Annotated in this window: 14 protein-coding genes; 9 read left to right on the top strand and 5 right to left on the bottom strand. The window is 39.1% G+C overall.

The features are described from left to right. Positions 1–91 precede the first annotated feature (91 nt). The gene (locus tag ACM03V_RS31040; RefSeq protein WP_414624664.1) at positions 92–5,617 is read right to left on the bottom strand and encodes an AAA family ATPase; all 5,526 of its coding nucleotides are present in this window, start codon (positions 5,615–5,617) and stop codon (positions 92–94) included. Between the two features lie 419 nt (positions 5,618–6,036). Between ACM03V_RS31040 and ACM03V_RS31045 the strand changes: the two genes are divergently transcribed. The 3 genes from ACM03V_RS31045 to ACM03V_RS31055 all read left to right on the top strand — a co-directional run bounded on the left by ACM03V_RS31045 (position 6,037) and on the right by ACM03V_RS31055 (position 7,087). Further along, positions 6,037–6,354: a transposase family protein gene (locus ACM03V_RS31045; RefSeq protein ID WP_414624665.1), complete on the top strand. Its 318-nt coding sequence runs from the start codon at positions 6,037–6,039 to the stop codon at positions 6,352–6,354. A 70-nt stretch (positions 6,355–6,424) separates the two neighbouring features. Then, positions 6,425–6,616, top strand: coding sequence for a hypothetical protein (locus ACM03V_RS31050; RefSeq protein WP_414624666.1), 192 nt, complete (start codon positions 6,425–6,427; stop codon positions 6,614–6,616). 63 nt (positions 6,617–6,679) lie between these two features. Then, entirely contained in the window at positions 6,680–7,087 is a 408-nt protein-coding gene (locus tag ACM03V_RS31055) for an ISL3 family transposase (RefSeq protein ID WP_414624677.1), read from the top strand. A gap of 111 nt (positions 7,088–7,198) precedes the next feature. On the opposite strand, the gene ACM03V_RS31060 is transcribed toward ACM03V_RS31055, so the two are convergent. From ACM03V_RS31060 to ACM03V_RS31075, 4 genes are all read right to left on the bottom strand, one after another. Beyond that, complete coding sequence (locus ACM03V_RS31060; protein WP_414624667.1) at positions 7,199–8,611, bottom strand: MFS transporter; 1,413 nt, start codon at positions 8,609–8,611, stop codon at positions 7,199–7,201. 346 nt (positions 8,612–8,957) lie between these two features. Continuing rightward, entirely contained in the window at positions 8,958–9,773 is an 816-nt protein-coding gene (locus ACM03V_RS31065) for an anti-sigma factor domain-containing protein (protein ID WP_414624668.1), read from the bottom strand. Between the two features lie 179 nt (positions 9,774–9,952). After that, complete coding sequence (locus ACM03V_RS31070) at positions 9,953–10,108, bottom strand: hypothetical protein (protein WP_414624669.1); 156 nt, start codon at positions 10,106–10,108, stop codon at positions 9,953–9,955. Positions 10,109–10,110: 2 nt separating this feature from the next. Continuing rightward, complete coding sequence (locus tag ACM03V_RS31075) at positions 10,111–10,473, bottom strand: thioredoxin domain-containing protein (protein ID WP_414624670.1); 363 nt, start codon at positions 10,471–10,473, stop codon at positions 10,111–10,113. Between the two features lie 222 nt (positions 10,474–10,695). Between ACM03V_RS31075 and ACM03V_RS31080 the strand changes: the two genes are divergently transcribed. From ACM03V_RS31080 to ACM03V_RS31105, 6 genes are all read left to right on the top strand, one after another. After that, a complete protein-coding gene (locus ACM03V_RS31080; RefSeq protein WP_414624671.1) occupies positions 10,696–11,886 on the top strand; it encodes a PQQ-dependent sugar dehydrogenase in 1,191 nt (396 codons plus the stop codon). Positions 11,887–12,041: 155 nt separating this feature from the next. Beyond that, positions 12,042–12,773: a 2-phosphosulfolactate phosphatase gene (locus ACM03V_RS31085; RefSeq protein ID WP_414624672.1), complete on the top strand. Its 732-nt coding sequence runs from the start codon at positions 12,042–12,044 to the stop codon at positions 12,771–12,773. Positions 12,774–13,179: 406 nt separating this feature from the next. Next, a complete protein-coding gene (locus ACM03V_RS31090) occupies positions 13,180–16,593 on the top strand; it encodes a phycobilisome rod-core linker polypeptide (protein WP_414624673.1) in 3,414 nt (1,137 codons plus the stop codon). 426 nt (positions 16,594–17,019) lie between these two features. After that, on the top strand, positions 17,020–17,505 hold the full coding sequence (gene apcA / locus ACM03V_RS31095; protein ID WP_414624674.1) for an allophycocyanin subunit alpha: 486 nt from the start codon (positions 17,020–17,022) through the stop codon (positions 17,503–17,505). A gap of 70 nt (positions 17,506–17,575) precedes the next feature. Beyond that, complete coding sequence (apcB, locus tag ACM03V_RS31100) at positions 17,576–18,061, top strand: allophycocyanin subunit beta (protein WP_096655630.1); 486 nt, start codon at positions 17,576–17,578, stop codon at positions 18,059–18,061. A gap of 302 nt (positions 18,062–18,363) precedes the next feature. After that, positions 18,364–18,567 (top strand): phycobilisome linker polypeptide, encoded by a 204-nt coding sequence (locus ACM03V_RS31105; protein ID WP_414624675.1) that lies wholly within the window; start codon positions 18,364–18,366, stop codon positions 18,565–18,567. Positions 18,568–18,755: the final 188 nt, after the last annotated feature.

An 18,755-nucleotide genomic window follows, 5' to 3' on the forward strand; every position in this document is an offset into this window, starting at 1 on the left:
AACAGGGAATAGGGAACAGGCAACGGGAAATGGGGATGAAATTAAAAATAATTTTGCTTCATTTTAATTCACTAAGTTTTATGTGCCAACTTCAAATGGGTAACTCAATTACAAACTCTGTCCCCTCTCCCGGAGTAGAAATGCAGCTTAATTTACCTCCATGTTTTTCTACCACAATAGAATAGCTAGTTGATAATCCCAAACCCGTACCGTTTCCAACTGGTTTTGTGGTAAAAAATGGATCGAATATTTTATTTAAAATCGATTTACTTATACCAACGCCATTATCGGCAATTCTAATAAGAATATTCTGATTATCTTTAGGTGAGGTACTAATAGTTATCTTTGGATTGTCAAAGTTTAAGTCATTTTCCTGTTTCTGACGTAACGCATCAATGGCATTGTCGATGATATTGATCAAGACTTGATTTATTTGGGCAGCATAGCAATTAATATCGGGAAGTTGATTGTATTCTTTAATCACTTCAATTTCTGGATATTTATTATTAGAGCTAATTTTAAGCTGCTTTATTAAAAGAGTGCTATTAATCCCGGAATGAATGTCTACAAGTTTCATTTCGGCTTCATCCAGGCGAGAGAAGTTTCGCAATGACAGAACAATGTCACGGATGCGTTGTGCGCCTGTTTTCATTGAAGCAAGTAGTTTTGGTAAGTCGTCAATTATAAAATCTAGCTCGATATCGGCAATTTTTTCTTCAATTTCAGGTGGAGTTTGAGAAAGAGAATTTTGATATAAATTAATCAAGTCAATTAATGATTCTACGTATTCGTTTGCTGGGGTGAGATTACCGTAAATAAAACTAATGGGATTGTTTATTTCATGGGCGATACCAGCCACAAGTTGTCCTAAACCGGACATTTTTTCGGCTTGAATCAATTGGGCTTGGGTGTTTTGTAATTCTTTAAAGGCTGATTCTAGCTGAGTTGCTTTTTGGGTTACTTCTTGGGTGCGTTGTTCGACTTTTTGCTCCAAAGTATGGGAATGCTCTTCTAATTTGCGATACAATTGAGCATTTTCCAAAGAAATTGCAGCTTGGGTTGTGAGCAAATTCAGGATGTTTACACGATTTTGTGTAAACGCACCAATCGTTAAGTTATTTTCTAAATACAGCAAGCCAATTAATTTTCCTTGATTTAAAATCGGCATACACAGCAGGCTTTTTGGTTTTTGCTGCATTACATAGGAGTCGGCGATGAAATCGTTTTCTGCTGTGGCATCATCTAATACAACTATTTTGAAGCTACGTTTAACATAGTTAACTATTGTGGTGGGGATGTCTTTGCTGTCTTGATATGGTAAATTTAACAGCGTTACATTTTCATTTAGATTAGCTACTGCTTTGAGCATTAGGTTATTTTCTTTAAGCAACACCAAAGCTGCTTTTTTCGCCCCTGCGTTTTCCATCGCTACTTGCATTAACTTTGAAATTAATTGTTCTAGTTGAATTTCATTTGATAACGCTTGTGAGGCTTTAAAAATGCTGGCTAAATCGAGAGATTCGGTTTGAGTGGTGTTAGAACGAGTTGTTTGGATATTTCGATTGAGAGAAGATTTATCAAAGCTTTGAAACTGGGTTTCACTAAATCCAAGGTGATTGTCCTGGTTTTTTAATATTGGTGCGAGTAATTGGGGATAGCGTTTTTCTAAGTCGTCGGTTTTAGCTTCGGCTCCCCAACGGGCGTAACAATAGTATGCTTGAAGCATATACACGGCTGCAAATTTTTCTTTACACCATTCAACAAAGAATTTAGCTGCAAGTTCGTTAGCTAAGGCTTCTTCTTGAATGTACTCATTGGCTTTTGCTCCAGATATAGCCTTTTCGTATAGCTCAATCGCTTCTGCTTTTTGCCCTAAAACTCGTGCTTTTTCTGCTTCTACCAAATCAACCTTATGTTGGTGATTCATGGGAGCATAATCCGCCCATTGTTGTTGTAACCGCATTTGATTTTCTTCCACTCTTTGCAATATCTCTGGTGTCTTGGGAGATTGCGTCAAAGTGGCTAGAGCAGTCAAAGAATCATAGAAATAAAACGCGGGTTCGCAAACAGTTCCAGCAGCACCCATTAAATAATTTCTGAGTTCATCTGCATGGTTTTGAGCAGATTCAATCTCTCCTTGGAGGTAACAAAGCATCAACTTGCACAAATAGAAGAAAGACAACCCATACAAGTCATGGGCAGCTTTGAGCAGTGATAGAAATTCAGACTCTGGGAGGGCTAGAGCTTCCCCAGACAACAAACTAAAATCCTCCCCATCTCCTATCAAATTTAAAATTGATTGCCAATAAATTTGACAGTAATTTGCTACTGTCAATTGATTCAATTCCACCAAGCCACTACAATAATCACTTACCTTGCGCTTGAGGGTGATAAGGGGTTGACCACACCAAAAAGAATTGAAACAAAAAATCTGTGCACTATATCCTGCCATCTCGTGATTTCCCACTTCTAAGGCATTTGTATAGCTTTCTTCTAAAAGCGGTAGCATTTTTTTTGTGTGAGATTTGCGGTGTAAGGTAAATAACGCGGCGGCGTTGATTACCTCTGGCTTGAAAGCTTTAGCATTTAGTTGGGAGACGATCTGGAGCGCTAACTGACCAAACTGTACTCCTGTATTCACATCCAGTGTCATATTACAAGCGATGCTACCATAACAGGCATAAGCAAAGGCTGAAGCGGATGTGTTCCCATATTGAATGGACAGCTTGACTGATAAGGAAATCAGCAATGGAAACAGTGGAGAATCGCAAACGTAAGCCACTGGTATGATGCTATTGGCAATCTGAATAATGGCGATTTTTTCTGCATTCGTCATCTGAGGCAGTTGAACTAAGTCTTCAATTTTTCTGTCTCCAATCAGTTTGCTAATCTCAGCAATTGCTTGTTGAATATCCTTCTGTGACGGTGTTTTTGGAAAGGTGACACCCAATTGTTGTAAAAGTTGTTGGGCAATGGTAATGGCTGAAGTTAGTTGATTTTGGCAGACATTAGATTGAATTCTAATTCGATACACATTTACCTGTTCTAGCAAAGAATGTGCTTGTTTGATGACAATATCAATTAATTGTTCCATTTCCTCAAAGTCACCATTAAGCATTGCCAATTCAGCTGCTAGTTCATACAAAGCAAGGTTTATTTCATATTGCCTTTCCCAAGCATTTTCTCCCAACAAAGATAATCCGATTTTGGCATAGGAGTGCCCTGCTTGATATGCATTAGCACTTTTAGCTTTGCTACAAGCAATGAGATTGAGTTGGGCTAATTGATCCCGTTCTTTTTGTTCGGTAATTAAAGCAGTTCCATAGTTTAATTGATTGACTAGTTCAAAAATGCTGTCTTCTCTTGCTGAGGGAGAAATCTGTTGCAACAACAGTTGTCCAATGTAGTAATGAGTTGTTTGTTTTTGGTTGTCGGGAATCAATGAATAAGCCGCTTGTTGAACCCTGTCATGTAAAAATTTATAGTTTACGATTTGCTCGCTCAGCAATGTATCTTGTGTTTCCCGATCAAGATAAAACTTGTAAACTTCACTACTCGGTAAAATCAAACCGAATTGTAAAGCTTTCCACAAAGACTGGGCAGTTTCAGTTTCCGACTTTTGACAAACTATTGCCAATGTTGTCAAATCAAATTGATTACCAATACAAGCCCCTAGTTTCAACACATCCTGTGTTTCTTCCGGCAATTTTTGCAACTGCAACGCCATAAAATCAACAATATTATCAGTAAGTGCTAATGCCTTTGCCCTTACCTTGGCAATATCGCATTCCCATACTCCTTCGCCCTTAGTAAGGGAAGATTGAGTTATATCAAATTTTATCAACCCATCTTCATACAGTGCTTTCAAAAATTGCGTACTAAAAAATGGATTACCCTTAGTTTTTTGATAAACCAATTGCGTCAGTGGTTGTGCTATGAGGGGTGAAGAATTAAGAGTATCGGCAATCAGTTGATTTAAGCTTTTTGTACTCAGTGATGCTAATGTAATTGTGTTAATTATAGTTTCAGAAGAGGCAATTTCTTCCAAAGTTAACATCAAAGGATGAGCCACAGAAACTTCGTTATCCCGGTAAGCACCAATTAATAATAAATATCTGCTTTGTGACTCGCTCATCAAAAATTGCATCAATTTCAAAGATGCCGAATCAGCCCACTGCAAGTCATCTAAAAATATTACTAAAGGATGGTCTTTGGTAGTAAATACTTGAATAAATTTTTGAAATAATAAATTAAATCTATTTTGGTTCGCAATACCCCATAATTCTGGTACGGGAGGCTGTTGGCCAATAATTTGTTCGAGTTCGGGGACAACTTCAACAATAACCTGTGCGCTATCACCTAAAGCTTGTAAAATTTTATGTTTAAAACTTGACAATTGAATATCACTTTCACTCAACAATTGTCCCATTAAATCCCGAAATGCTTGCACAAAAGCATAATAGGGACTATTACGGTTAAACTGGTCAAATTTTCCTTTAATAAAATAACCGCGTTGCTTAACAATCGGTTTATGAATTTCGTTAACTACAGCAGTTTTACCGATACCAGAAAAACCTGCTACCAGTATTAATTCCGCTTTCGGAATGTTTTCCTCGTTACTAGGCTTTGAACGAGAATCAGTGCCAGCAACCCGCTCAAATGCTGCTAATAGTGTTTGAACTTCTGCTTCTCGCCCATAGAGTTTGTCGGGAATAATAAATCTGTCACAAATATCTCGTTTAGCAATTTCAAAATATTCTATTTTACCTGTATCCTGAAGCTGTTTTAAACAAATTTCTAAATCAGACTTTAATCCCAACGCACTTTGATATCTATCTTCAGCATTCTTCGCCATTAATTTCATTACAATATCGGAAATCACCTGGCTATATGCACTATTAATAGAAGGAGGCGTTTTCGCAATATGACAATGCACCAACTCCATCGGGTCGTCAGAGATAAATGGTAATTGTCCGGTGAGCAATTCATAAAATGTTACTCCTAAAGAATAGAAATCGCTGCGGTAGTCAATTCCTCGGTTCATTCTTCCAGTTTGTTCGGGTGAAAGATAAGCGAGGGTTCCTTGTAAAGCATTAATATTTTTGATTTCTTGGGTTTCTTTCGGAAGTAATGAAGCGATACCAAAGTCAATAAGTTTAACTTGTTTTGTTTCTGGATTAATGAGGATATTTTCGGGTTTTATATCTTTGTGTATGACGCGGTTGTGGTAGAGATGATGAAGAATATTGGTAATTGGCAACGCAATTGATAATATATCTAGTAGAGATGCGATATGTCCTCTCTTCATATACTCACGCAGTGAAATCCCCCCAAAATCTTCCATTATCAAAGCATAGCTATTATGGTAAGATTCAAGAGCATAAGGACGAATAATTCCGGGAATATCTAATTTTTTAGCAATGGTGTACTGATTGCGAAATTGCAAAAGTTCGCTGAAACTGGGATAATCTTGCCGCAACAGTTTAACCACCACCGGACGCGGTTTTTTCCCGGATATCTCTTGAAAAGCCCGATATACCACTATCCTAGAACTACGGTAAAGTTGCTCCACGATACGGTAGCCAGGAAGAGTAATAGTTAAATTTGCTTCTGACATATTGATTAACCTTAGTTTTGAAGTTCACCTCTATTAATCAATATGCCCATTTGTTAGGAGTAAATAACAATTTCAATCATAATAAATATGGTTCTTCAACACTTAGTATGCTAAAAATACATTAAAAAAAGTGAACATAAAGATTAAATAGCGCAAATTGACTCGTTGGAGCGGCGAATTGAACTATCGCTGCGCTTGATTCAATTGCGTTGAGACGGGCTTACAATTAACTCATAAAAACCCTAAATACTCATAGCCCGCCTCAACGCCGCTACGCTATATGCCGCTTCGCTAACGAATCATAGTTCAATTCTTAAATATAAATAAGTATATCAAATAATTACTAAAAATTTAAAAGTAACTAGCTTTGTGTTACTAGTTAGAAAATAAAGTTATAAAATCGGGTATATCTTACTATAATGACTTCAAAAAAAGATATTAAAATATTAACACAACTACTGGATTTGTCAGGAATAAAAGTTATCTCACATCATCAATACAAAGGTGTTGGAATAATATTACAAATCGAATCAATTAATAATGAAAGTATCTGTCCCCGTTGTGGAAAAAAGAGTCATCATTTACATCAAAATCATAAATCTATAATTAAAGATTTACCTCTAGGAGAGCAACAAGTATTTCTAGAAATAAATAAACGACAGTTTAAATGTCAAAAATGCCAAAAACCTTTTACGCCTATACTTACATTTTGTAGAAACAAGAAGAAAATATACTAAAAGGCTTGGCAATAAAATAAGAAAAGAAGTATTAGATTCAGATATTCATAGTGTTGCAGAAAAGGGTATTGTGACTACTAGAGAAATAGAAAGAATGCTCAAAGATGCTTCAAATAATGCAACAATTAGAAAGCCTTCATATCTAAAAACACTTGGTATTAACGAAATAGCTTTAGTTAAAGGTAAAGGGAACTACTGTGCTGTATTGGTAGATTTAGACAAGTCTGAATTACTTGCAATTTTACAAGGAAGAACACAATAAATAATCATAAAAGTACTTAATTCATGGGGAAAAGAAATTTTAGATAAAGTAGAGGAAGTAAGTATAGACTTATGGCGAGGTTATAAAAATCTAGTTCATGAACTAATGCCAAATGCACAAGTTGTTGCAGATAGATTTCATGTAATGACACAAATAAATCAAGAATTAGATAAGACTATAAAATTAGAAAAACGAAAATTAGAAGATTTAATCAAAAAATCTAAATCAAAATCCGATAAAGATGAATATGAAAAAATTTTTAATGGATTGAAAAAAACTAAATATGCTTTACTAAAGAATGAATTAGATTTAAATGAAGAACAGAAGACAAAACTTTCTGAAGTTAAACAAGTATCTCCAAACCTAAAAATAATGCATGAACTAAAAGAGAACATAAGAATTATTTTTAACGATACGTATGATTGGTTAGCAGGACTACACAGGCAAAGTCCACCTTTGTGGACTAACTAATAAATTTTAACCCGCGCAGGCGGGTTTTGCTTGTGTAGCCGCGACTTATAGTCGCCAGATAAAGAACGTTAGCAACATCCTTTAAATTTCCAAAGCCAAATTACCAATGCCCTACTCCCTGCTTTCTTTTAGTTTCAAAACAATTTCTTCATGCTTGGCTTGAGTAATTGGATAGAAATAAGCGATAACTAAACCAATAATTAAAATTAAGGTTGGCAGAGGACCAATTATTAAACGAATTGCCCACAATGCGGAATCTGGCTGTACGGGAGGTGCTTGAGATGCAACTGTAGGAATTAATCCCGACCAATCTAATGTTTTACCAACTAAAAATAAGGCTGCTGCAATACCAAATTTTTGTAGTTGTACTACGAATCCGTAAAAAATTCCTTCTCTACGTTGTCCGGTATTTAGTTCATCTAAATCTACTACATCCGGTAACATTGCCCAAGGTGCAATATAAGCAACAGAAATACCAATTCCTGCCATAACTGCCAAAATATACATTAATATAGTTTGCCCTGGTTGAAGAAAGAAAAATCCGGCTTGAGCGATAATTGTTCCAGGAATACCCATACAATAAATAGCTTTTTTACCAAATTTTTGTCCCATAAAACTCCAGAAAGGCATGAGAATTAATGCTGTTCCTTGCACTGCTAAAGCCATTTGCGTGAAGTGAATTTTGGGTAATTTCATCCAATCTACGACGTAATAAGGTAATATCGCTGCCGTGACTTGGGTTCCCAACCAAGAACAAAGATAAATCCCAATTACGTAAAGAAATGGTTTGTTGCTCAGAGCTATTTTAATTTGTTTTAAAATCGGTTCTGAAGGTGCTTGCTGAATTTTTTCGCGTTCATTTTGGATTATTTTATAGCGTTTGTAAGTTCCCCAGACACATAGATAAACCGCTAAAAGTGAGATGAAACCGCTGATTGCTCCTAAATATAAATAGCTTTGAGGAGCTTCAACAATATCTAAAATAACTTGAGCTAATATTAGAGCGAATATACTGCCACCAATTGCAAAAGAAGATTTAAAGCTAGTTAAATTAGTGCGCTCGTTGTAACTTTGAGTTAGCTCGGCTCCTAACGTAGAATAAGGAACCCATACTGCACTAACAGCAGCGTAATAAATAATAAAAAGAATAGTGTAATAAGCGAAGAGTTGCCATTGGTTTGCAGTCGGTGGAATAAACCAAAGCAAGAAAAAAGATATAGCTAGAGGAATCGCACCAATAAGCATCCAAGGATAACGTCTACCCAAAGGAGAACGAGTTTTATCGCTCAACCAGCCAATTAAAGGATCATTAAATGCATCCCAAGCTTTACCAACTAAGATGATGCTACCAGCTAAACTCGCATTCAATCCGGCAACATTAGTAAAGAAAAATAGTACAAAAAATACCAATATATTATTCGGAATTGCTCCTCCTAACTCTCCAGCACCATAAGCTAATTTAGTTGTGAAGTTTAATTGTTCTCTCTGAGAAGTAACAGTTCTTTGTGGAGAAGAATTATTCATTATGGGAAATTGTTATAAATATTACTTTTCCCCGCATCATATATTAGATTTTGTTTTGAGTAAAGTTAACTTAAGGAATAGGGAACGGGGATTTAATCAAAAATAATTTTGCTTCGTTTTAATCCACCAGGGGTTGCAAACCCCTGGCTAATAGCAAAAGTCCTATGAATAGGACTAAAAATATATAATAAAATCAAAAAAATTTAAAATTTGAGATATTTCAGCTTTTTTGTAAAAAATATTTAGACGTTTACCCAGTCATATTTATATGACTTTTGCTATTAGACTGGGATTTGCAATCCCAGTCGTGTTGATAATAGTGCTAATCTAGCTCTGTTCCCTTTTTTTAAATCGCTCTCGAACCTTTGATTACAGTTTCTCCCACAGGTAAATCTAAACCATCTTTTGGTTCGATGGAAATAAAAACTTCGGTGGTACTTCCCCACTTTTGCAAAGGAATTTTCAGCAAGACTTTACCTTGAGAATCCGGATTGAATTTCGCGCATTTAATTTTTTTGCCATCAACAAAAGCCCACAAGCGATAGACTTTATCTTCTGGTAAATCGGGTAGATTTTTTAAAGTTAATATTGCGGCTTCTGAATTCGGTGCAATTACCAAACTACCGGAAGAGGAAATATCGGGAGTAATACTTTTTAGTGCTAATAAACGATTATTTGGTTGTTTTAGTACGGATAAAGCTTCTTGATAGCGAGATAATTCTTGCTGTGTTTTGGATAATTCGGCTTGTAAACGGTAGTTTGATAAATCAGTTTCTGCTGTTGCAAGTTTTTGATGCAGTCGATAGTTGAAAAATCCCAAACTCGCAATTAATCCTAATGCTGTTACTCCGGCTATTTTTAACCAGGGTTTGGGGGAGACGGGGAGAGGGGGAGATGGGGAGAGGGGGGGAGATTCGGTTTGTTTTAAGTCGGTTGCTGCTGCTTGGAGAATTTGCGATCGCAATCTTTCTGATGGTTTGGTTTCGGGTAATGATAGGGGAAACAGCGCTAAGGTTGCTTGTAAGCTTTCGACTTCAGAGGCTAATTCTGGATAAGTTTCTAAATATTGTTTAACTAAAGCTGCTTCTTCTGGGGTTAAATCGCTCAAAACATAACCTGTTATCAAAGCTTCCCAGTTTGATGGTAATTCTGAGGGTTGCATAATTAATCTACTAAATCCTTACCTTACCTCCGGCTTCCCTCTTCTTACTAAGGAGAGGGGCTGAGGGTGAGGTTCTATATCTAATTTGACCCACTTTTTTATTTGATGATTGATTCAATTGTTATACAAATTAGATGCCAAATTTGATTTATTAAAAACGGTTTTTTAAAATTAAATAGTTAATTATTAATCTGCTGCGTAGTCGTATCTAATGCCGCAACATAATCGCCTTTATTGGGATTTTTTTGAAATAACTTCACAACTTCACCCGTTCCCGGATTCATCACAGCAACGGTAGCGGTTTTCGCTTTATATTTTGCAAATACATCTTCCAAACCTAACTCTTAGCTTTAGCTTCAGATGCTTCAGTTGTACTTTTATCCGTAACATTAAAAACCACAAAATTAGCTTTAGAGCCGTACTCTTTCTTCAAAGTTTCCAAAGTCGGCTTGATTTTCTTACATCCAGAACACCAATCTGCATAAATATCTACAACCACCGGCTTACCCTGTAACTGTTGCGCTAATGGTTGAGTTGCCGATGATGCAGTTGCAACTTCCTCTGTTTTGACTTCGTTAACGCCCTTCGTATTGTTATCGCTACCTGGACTGCTACAAGCTGCTAAGGTAGTAACAATACCCGCAGTAGCAGCCAAAGTTAAGACTTTAATCGTTTTAGTTTTAGTAAAGAAATTCTTCATTTTGATATCCATCCGAATCGAGCTTTATCTATATACAGAGCAAAAGCCTAAATGGATTTAATATTGATGGAAATAATTAGCGGGCGGGCAGGATGCCGACCCCACAAGAGTTGTAGAATTATTAATTAGTAAATTTCTGACATTATCATGTCACTTTTAAGCGTCACAATAAAAATATTCATTTCAACCTTTGACCTTTAACCTCTAACCCTTGACCTGAAAATGTCATATTTATCAAAGAGAATTTTATCCGGTATAGCGATCGCCTTTATCGTTGCTGGATGTTCCTCAGCCCAAAATCCCTTAAATGCTTCATCAGCAATAGGTTCCGAATCAAACTATGGAATCCCACCTTCGGGTGATGTTCCGAAAAGTAATAATTTCAAGACAACAACAATATTAGAAGGCTTAGAACATCCGTGGAGTATGGCATGGCTACCAAACGGAGAAATGTTAATTACCGAACGCCCCGGTAGATTGCGAATCATCCGTAATGGGCAACTCGAAAAAACTCCTATAACTGGACTTCCCGAAATATTCGCGGCTGGGCAAGGTGGCTTGATGGAGGTTTCGCTTCACCCAAAATTTGCCGAAAATCGCTTGATTTATCTAAGTTATTCCCACGGTAACGCACAAGAAAACCGCACCCGAATTGCAAGAGCCAAATTTGACGGTAAAGCATTACAAGATTTAGAAGTAATTTTTGAAGTATCCCCAACTAAATCAGGTACCCAGCATTTTGGTTCCCGTATCGTTTGGCTACCAGATAATACAATGTTGCTAGCGATCGGTGACGGTGGAAATCCACCACTGAAAATTGACGGCGAATACCCCCGCAAACAAGCTCAAAAACTTAACAGTCAACTTGGTAAAATTGTGCGATTCAATGACGATGGTTCGATTCCTAAAGATAATCCCTTCGTTGGAACAGAAAATGCCAATCCTGCTATATGGAATTACGGGCATCGCAATATACAAGGAATGACCTTCGACGCTGAGAATAAAAGAGTTTGGTCAACCGAACATGGCTCAAAAGGTGGTGATGAAGTCAACCTTGAAGAAGCAGGGAAAAATTATGGCTGGCCAGTTGTTACGTACAGTAGAGAATACAGCGGAGGAGAAATTTCTCAAGAACGCTCTCGTCCTGGAATGGTAGACCCCAAGCTCGTTTGGACACCATCGATCGCACCTTCAGGGCTAGCGTTTTACAACGGCGATTTATTTGCGGGTGGTTTAGTTTCTCAAGATGTGCGTCATATAGATTTGGATGGAAAAGGTAATATTGTTGGCGAAAAATCTATTGAGATAGGCGAGCGGGTAAGAGACGTAAAAGTCGCCCCCGATGGGAAATTATACATACTGACGGATGAAGATAATGGGAAATTGATTCGTTTGGAAGCTGTTGGAAGTTAATTTCTAACCTCTCTCCGAAGTGGCTACAACGGGGGGAACCCCCGCAACGCGCTTCTCTCTCCAAACCTCTCTCCGGATGCGGAGAGAGGCTTAAAAAAAACTTGTTTTCTTGTCCCCCTTCCCTAGCAGGGAAGGGGTTAGGGGTTAGGTTTCTGATGATTTTCAATCAATTAGAATTCGATTTACGCTGCGAATGGGGACACCAGGGAATCAATCAACTCGCATCCATCAGCGATGTGGTAATAATAGTCGATATTTTATCTTTCTCAACCGCTGTCGAAATTGCTACTAATAACGGCGCTATTATCTTTCCGTACCAGTGGAAAGACAGTTCAGCAATGGATTATGCAAAATCTATCAAAGCAGAATTAGCAACAAATCGAACTTCGACTACTGGTTATTCACTTTCTCCTCAATCCTTAACTAAAATTTCTACCGGGACTAAACTTGTTTTACCTTCACCAAACGGTTCTTCTTTAACATTGCTTACCGGGAACAAAGCAACTTTAGCTGGGTGCTTGCGAAACTGCGAACCTGTAGCCAGATTTGCTCAAAAATATGGTTCTAAAATTGCTGTAATTCCGGCGGGTGAAAAATGGGAAGATGGTTCTTTACGTGTTGCTTTAGAAGATTTAATTGGTGCTGGAGCAATCTTAAGTTATTTATTTGGAAGTTTATCACCAGAAGCTGAAACTGCTGTTGCTGTATTTAATAGTTTTAAAAATGATTTATTGGGTACTTTGAAAAAATTTAGTTCGGGGAAAGAATTGATTGCAAGAGGTTTTGAATTGGATGTTGAATTAGCAGCGGAGATTAATGTTAGTGATTGCGTGCCTGTATTTATTGATAATGCTTATGTGAACAAAGATAAGTCGTACTATCTATAACCTACGCAGGTGGGTTTTGCTTGTGTAGCAGCGGTTTCAACCGCCAGCCAGCTGATTGGAGTTTACAACCCCCACCAGATATGAACGCAATCGAAAAATCATCGCAATAACCTTTCACCGAATTATCGGTATTACCCTAAATACACGGAGACGTAGCAGTGCTACGTCTCTACACGATCCCCTATGCCCGATCCCCATGCCCAACTTTATTAATGTGATTTCGACATACTTCTTAACAAACACCCCGTTCAAACTCAAAACATTCTAATCTAAAAGCTAGTGGGTTAAAATTTTTGGGAGTCTTGAAGGCAACACGGTTAACGTAAAAACACACCGCTCCTTGAAGCCTAAAGGCAATCCAATATACGCACACGCGCTTATATCAGATAGGAGTTTAAGAAATCACATGAGTGTAAAGGCAAGTGGTGGAAGCTCGGTTGCACGTCCGCAACTATATCAAACTCTAGCTTTATCAACTATTACCCAAGCGGAACAGCAAGACCGCTTTTTGGGAAATGGTGAGTTAAAGGAATTAGAAAGTTATTTTGCTTCAGGTCAGAAGCGTTTGGATATTGCTCAGACTTTGACTGACAATTCCGAAATTATTGTTTCTCGCGCTGCAAATCGGATTTTTGTGGGTGGTTCGCCGATGTCTTTCTTGGAGAAACCAAGAGAGGCTGAACCAGAAATGGCTATGGCGATCGCCGGTGAAGAAGCTCCGGACATGAGAAGAAGTATGGAATTAGGTACCGTCACCTACGTAGAATCGAAAGGCGGATTCTTAGAAAATCTACGAAGCATTTTTAATTCTTCTCCTAGCGGTCCTATTCCTCCTGGATTCAGACCGATTAACGTTGCTCGTTACGGTCCGAGCAATATGTCTAAAAGTTTGCGGGACTTGTCGTGGTTCTTACGTTACGCTACTTATGCGATCGTAGCTGGCGACCCGAATATTATTTCCGTCAACGTGCGGGGATTAAGAGAAATTATTGAAAGAGCTTGTTCTGGTGAAGCAACAATTGTGGCTTTGCAAGAAATCAGAATTGCTTCAATTTCCTATTTCCGTAAAGATCCTGAAGCCACAGCGATTGTGACTCAGTACATGGATGTTTTGGTTAACGAATTCAAAACAGCCACCCCTTCTACTAAGAAACGTCAGCGACCAAGTGGCGACCAACAAGGTTTGGAATTACCGCAAATTTACTTTAATGCGGCAGAAAGAAGACCTAAGTTTGTCATCAAGCCCGGTTTGTCAGGAATGGAAAAAGATATGGTCGTGAAAGCGGCTTATCGACAAATTTTTGAGCGCGATATTACCCGTGCTTATTCTCAGTCGATATCTTACCTGGAATCTCAGGTCAAAAATGGCGATATCTCGATGAAGGAGTTTGTCCGTCGTCTGGGTAAATCTCCTTTATATCGCAAACAATTTTATGAACCCTTTATTAATAGCCGCGCTCTAGAACTTGCTTTCCGTCACTTTTTGGGACGGGGGCCGAGTAGCCGCGAAGAAGTACAAAAATACTTTGATATTATCTCCAGAGGTGGTCAAGCAGCTTTGATTGATGCCTTGGTGGATTCTAACGAATACGCCGATTATTTTGGAGAAGAAACCGTACCTTATCTCAGAGGTTTGGGTCAAGAAGCTCAAGAATGTCGTAACTGGGGACCTCAGCAAGATTTATTGAGATACAGTGCGCCTTTCCGCAAGGTTCCGCAGTTTGTCACAACTTTTGCTGCTTATAATCAACCGCTACCAGACCAGCACGTTTATGGTTCCGGTAATGACCCCTTAGAAATTCAGTTCGGCGCAATCTTTAATAAAGAAACCAGGAATCCTAGCAGCCGTCCCGCGCCTTTCAGTAAGGATACAAAGCGTATCTTGATTCACCAAGGGCCTGGAATTAACAACCAAAACAGCAATCCCAAAGCTCGCGGTGCATTCCCCGGTACTTTAGGTCCAAAAGTTTTTCGTTTAGACCAAGTTCCCAGCACTTTGAGCAGAGGAACTGGTAAGGGCGCAAGCGTTAAGTATTCCGAAAGTTCCACTCAAGCGGTAATTAAAGCTGCTTATCTACAAGTATTTGGTCGCGACGTTTACGAAGGACAGCGTTTAAAAGTTGCAGAAATCAAATTAGAAAACGGTGAAATTACCATCCGCGAATTTATCCGGATGTTGGCGAAGTCGGATTTATTCCGCAAAATGTATTGGACATCGCTCTACGTTTGTAAAGCAGTAGAATACATTCACCGTCGCTTGTTGGGTCGTCCTACCTACGGTCGTCAGGAAAATAACAAGTACTTCGATATCTGTGCCAAGAAAGGTTTCTACGCATTGGTAGACACCTTCATTGATAGCCCAGAGTACGTTGAAGCCTTTGGTGAAGATACCGTTCCTTACGAGCGTTATTTGACTCCTCAAGGTGTGGCTTTACGACAACTGCGTACAGGTAGCATCCGCGAAGATGTTGGTACTCAGGTTGAGAAACAAGAAGCACCAATGTTTGTCGAACTTGGTAGCGTTACCCAAAACCGTACCGAACCAGATATCCAGTCTCGAATTAACCAAGGCGTTAGCAAGCAACGTGAACAGCGTAAAATCTTTAAGTTGGTAGCAAATACCAGCAATAAAGTTGCTGTTCAAACTGTTATCAGAGCTGCTTATCGTCAAATTTTCGAGCGCGATATTGAACCTTACATTGCTTCTGCTAGCGAATTCAAGAATCTAGAAAGCAGATTGGGTAATAACGAAATCAACGTTAAAGAATTCATTGAAGGGTTAGGTTGTTCTAAGCTATACCAAAAAGAATTCTATACTCCTTATCCCAACACCAAGGTAATTGAGCTAGGAACCAAGCACTTCTTGGGACGCGCACCTTTAGATCAGCAAGAATTAAGAAAGTATAACCAAATACTTGCTACTCAAGGATTGCGTGCTTTCATCAATGCGATGGTGAACAGCAATGATTACACCGAAGCATTTGGTGAGGACACCGTACCTTACAATCTCTACCAAACCTTACCAGCGGCGAACTTCCCCAACAGCCAAACCTTGTACAACCGACTTACCAAGCAAACCAAGGACATTGTTGTTCCTAGTTTCGAGCCAGTTAAATCCAAGATGCAGGCTGCTCAAATGCCAATGATGGGCAAAGCAATCGCAGATATGGCTGCCCAAGCTCGCCAAATCGACAAGAGCAGACCGCTGTTTATCCAGTTGGGACGTTCCTTTAACGATGGTAGAGGACAGTCGGTAGAAGTAGGTGTGGGAACAACTCGTCGCAAGCCGTCACGGATTTTCCGCATGACAGCTATGGGCAACCAAGCCGAGAAGCAACAGGTAATTGATGCAATTTACGTTCAGGTAATGGATGTATTTAGCGGTCAAATTCCTTCATACTTCCGCCGTAGCGACTTGGATAGTAAGCTGCGAAACGGTGAAATTACCGTCCGCGAATTTGTTCGTACCTTAGCGAGTTCCGAAATTTACCGTAAGCGCTTCTATACGCCATATCCCAACACCAAAGTGATTGAATTCCTATTCCGTCACATCTTGGGACGCGCACCAGCCACACAAGCCGAAATTCGTCAGTACAACAAGCTGTTAGCTGACGGTGGTTTAAAAGCTGCTGTAGAAACAATGGTAGGGACAGAAGAATATACCCGATTCTTTGAGGAAGACATAGTACCTTACCCACGCTTCCCATCTTTACCAGCAGGAAACTACATCGGTAGCGTTAAAGCCGCAGCCGACTTAGTGAAGCAGTCTTGGTCTAGTATGTCTCCTTCCGTACTCACCGGACGTTATGGCGATCGGTAGATTTTGAGGTCAAAGGTTAAAGGTTAAAGGTAAGAAATTGGGCATAGGGAAGAGTTAGGAGTTAGGAGTTAGGAGTTAGGAGTTAGGAGTTAGGAGTTAGGAATGATTTCTACCCCCTCTACCCCCTCTACCCACTCTTCCCCCCTCTCTCCAATACCCAATGCCCAATCCCCTATTACCAACTACCAAAACAGCCGAACATGAAAATTAATGTTACGAACTGTTAAAAAGAGTTATAAATACTCAACAAAATGCTGGAGAATAACTTCTGTAGATGATTGAGTTTTCTGCTTTGGGTACTGGTGTTTACTTGAACAGGCTCGGAATGTACTTGAAGTTCCGAAGTAAAAAAGCTCGGTTATCGATTTTAATAAAACACCATTTTGAAATAAACTCAGGTTTCATTCGTATTGGAGGAATCCTTTTATGAGTATCGTCACAAAGTCCATCGTTAATGCTGATGCAGAGGCACGTTACCTCAGCCCCGGCGAATTAGATAGAATCAAAGGTTTTGTTACAGGTGGCGAGCGCCGTTTGCGGATTGCTCAAATGCTAACCGAAAATCGCGAGCGCATCGTTAAGCAAGCTGGCGATCAGTTGTTCCAAAAGCGTCCTGACGTTGTATCTCCTGGCGGTAATGCTTACGGTCAAGAAATGACTGCTACCTGCTTGCGCGACATGGATTATTACCTACGCTTAGTTACCTATGGAATCGTTGCTGGTGATGTAACACCCATCGAAGAAATCGGTATTGTAGGCGTTCGCGAAATGTATAAGTCTCTAGGAACTCCTATTGATGCAGTTGCTGAAGGCGTTCGCGCTATGAAGAACGTTGCTACCGGCATGATGTCTGCTGAAGACTCTGGCGAAGCTGGTTCTTACTTTGACTATTTAGTAGGTGCGATGCAGTAGGGCGAATTATCGACACCCTATAACATCTCCCAAATGTTGTAAAACAGTTTGGAAATAAGGAAATAATAAAATGCAAGACGCAATTACTTCTGTCATTAATTCTTCGGACGTTCAAGGTAAGTACCTCGATACCGGCGCTATGGAAAAGCTAAAAGGCTATTTCCAGACTGGTGAATTGAGAGTACGTGCTGCTACCACAATTGCTGCTAACGCTGCTGCAATCGTTAAGGAAGCTGTAGCTAAGTCCTTGTTGTACTCTGATATCACCCGTCCCGGTGGTAACATGTACACCACTCGCCGTTACGCTGCTTGTATCCGCGATTTGGACTACTACCTACGTTATTCCACCTACGCTATGTTGGCTGGAGATCCATCCATCTTGGATGAGCGCGTATTGAACGGTTTGAAAGAAACCTACAATTCCTTGGGCGTACCTGTTGGTGCTACCGTACAAGCTATCCAATCCATGAAGGAAGTAACCGCTAGCTTGGTTGGTCCTGACGCTGGTAAAGAAATGGGCGTATACTTCGACTACATTTGCTCTGGCTTAAGCTAGTAGCATTTTTAGGAGTGCTTGAATTTGTTTAAGTGCTACTAATGATGAAGGTCTGGAAATCAGTTATGAGTGCTAGAAAGTCCGATCGCTTATTGTTTTAGAATTTGAATCAGAATTTGAATCAAAATTTGAGATAATATGTGTTGGCTGTCTGGTATTGATGATTGATTTCCAGCCTCGCAACAATCAAATAAAGATTTGCTTTTTTTGAAATAAATAATAAAGAAATTCAGAGTTAAGTTAATTCTGTAATTCTTCTAATAAAAAAATTCTCAGCTACTACCATAAGGAGATTAAATCCCATGCGGATGTTTAAAGTTACTGCTTGCGTTCCCAGCCAAACCAGAGTTCGCACTCAACGCGAATTGCAAAATACCTATTTCACCAAACTAGTTCCTTACGAAAACTGGTTTCGCGAACAGCAACGTATTCAGAAAATGGGTGGACAAATTATGAAGGTAGAATTAGCTACCGGAAAGCAAGGTATGAATACTGGTTTAAAGTAGATATTAATATAAATTCAAAATAAACCAAAATAAACCAAAAATAATTTATTTAGGGAGTTTTGAAGAGGTCAGAGACGGCCTCTTTTTTTGTGTTTATTTTAAGAAGGGAAATAAAACCTCACCCCGCCCTCCGGGCACCCCTCTCCTTATAAAGGAGAAGGGAAGAGGTAAGAAGGTTGAAGGCTTCC

The sequence above is a fragment of the Calothrix sp. CCY 0018 genome, assembly GCF_963920925.1.
Taxonomy (GTDB): domain Bacteria; phylum Cyanobacteriota; class Cyanobacteriia; order Cyanobacteriales; family Nostocaceae; genus Rivularia.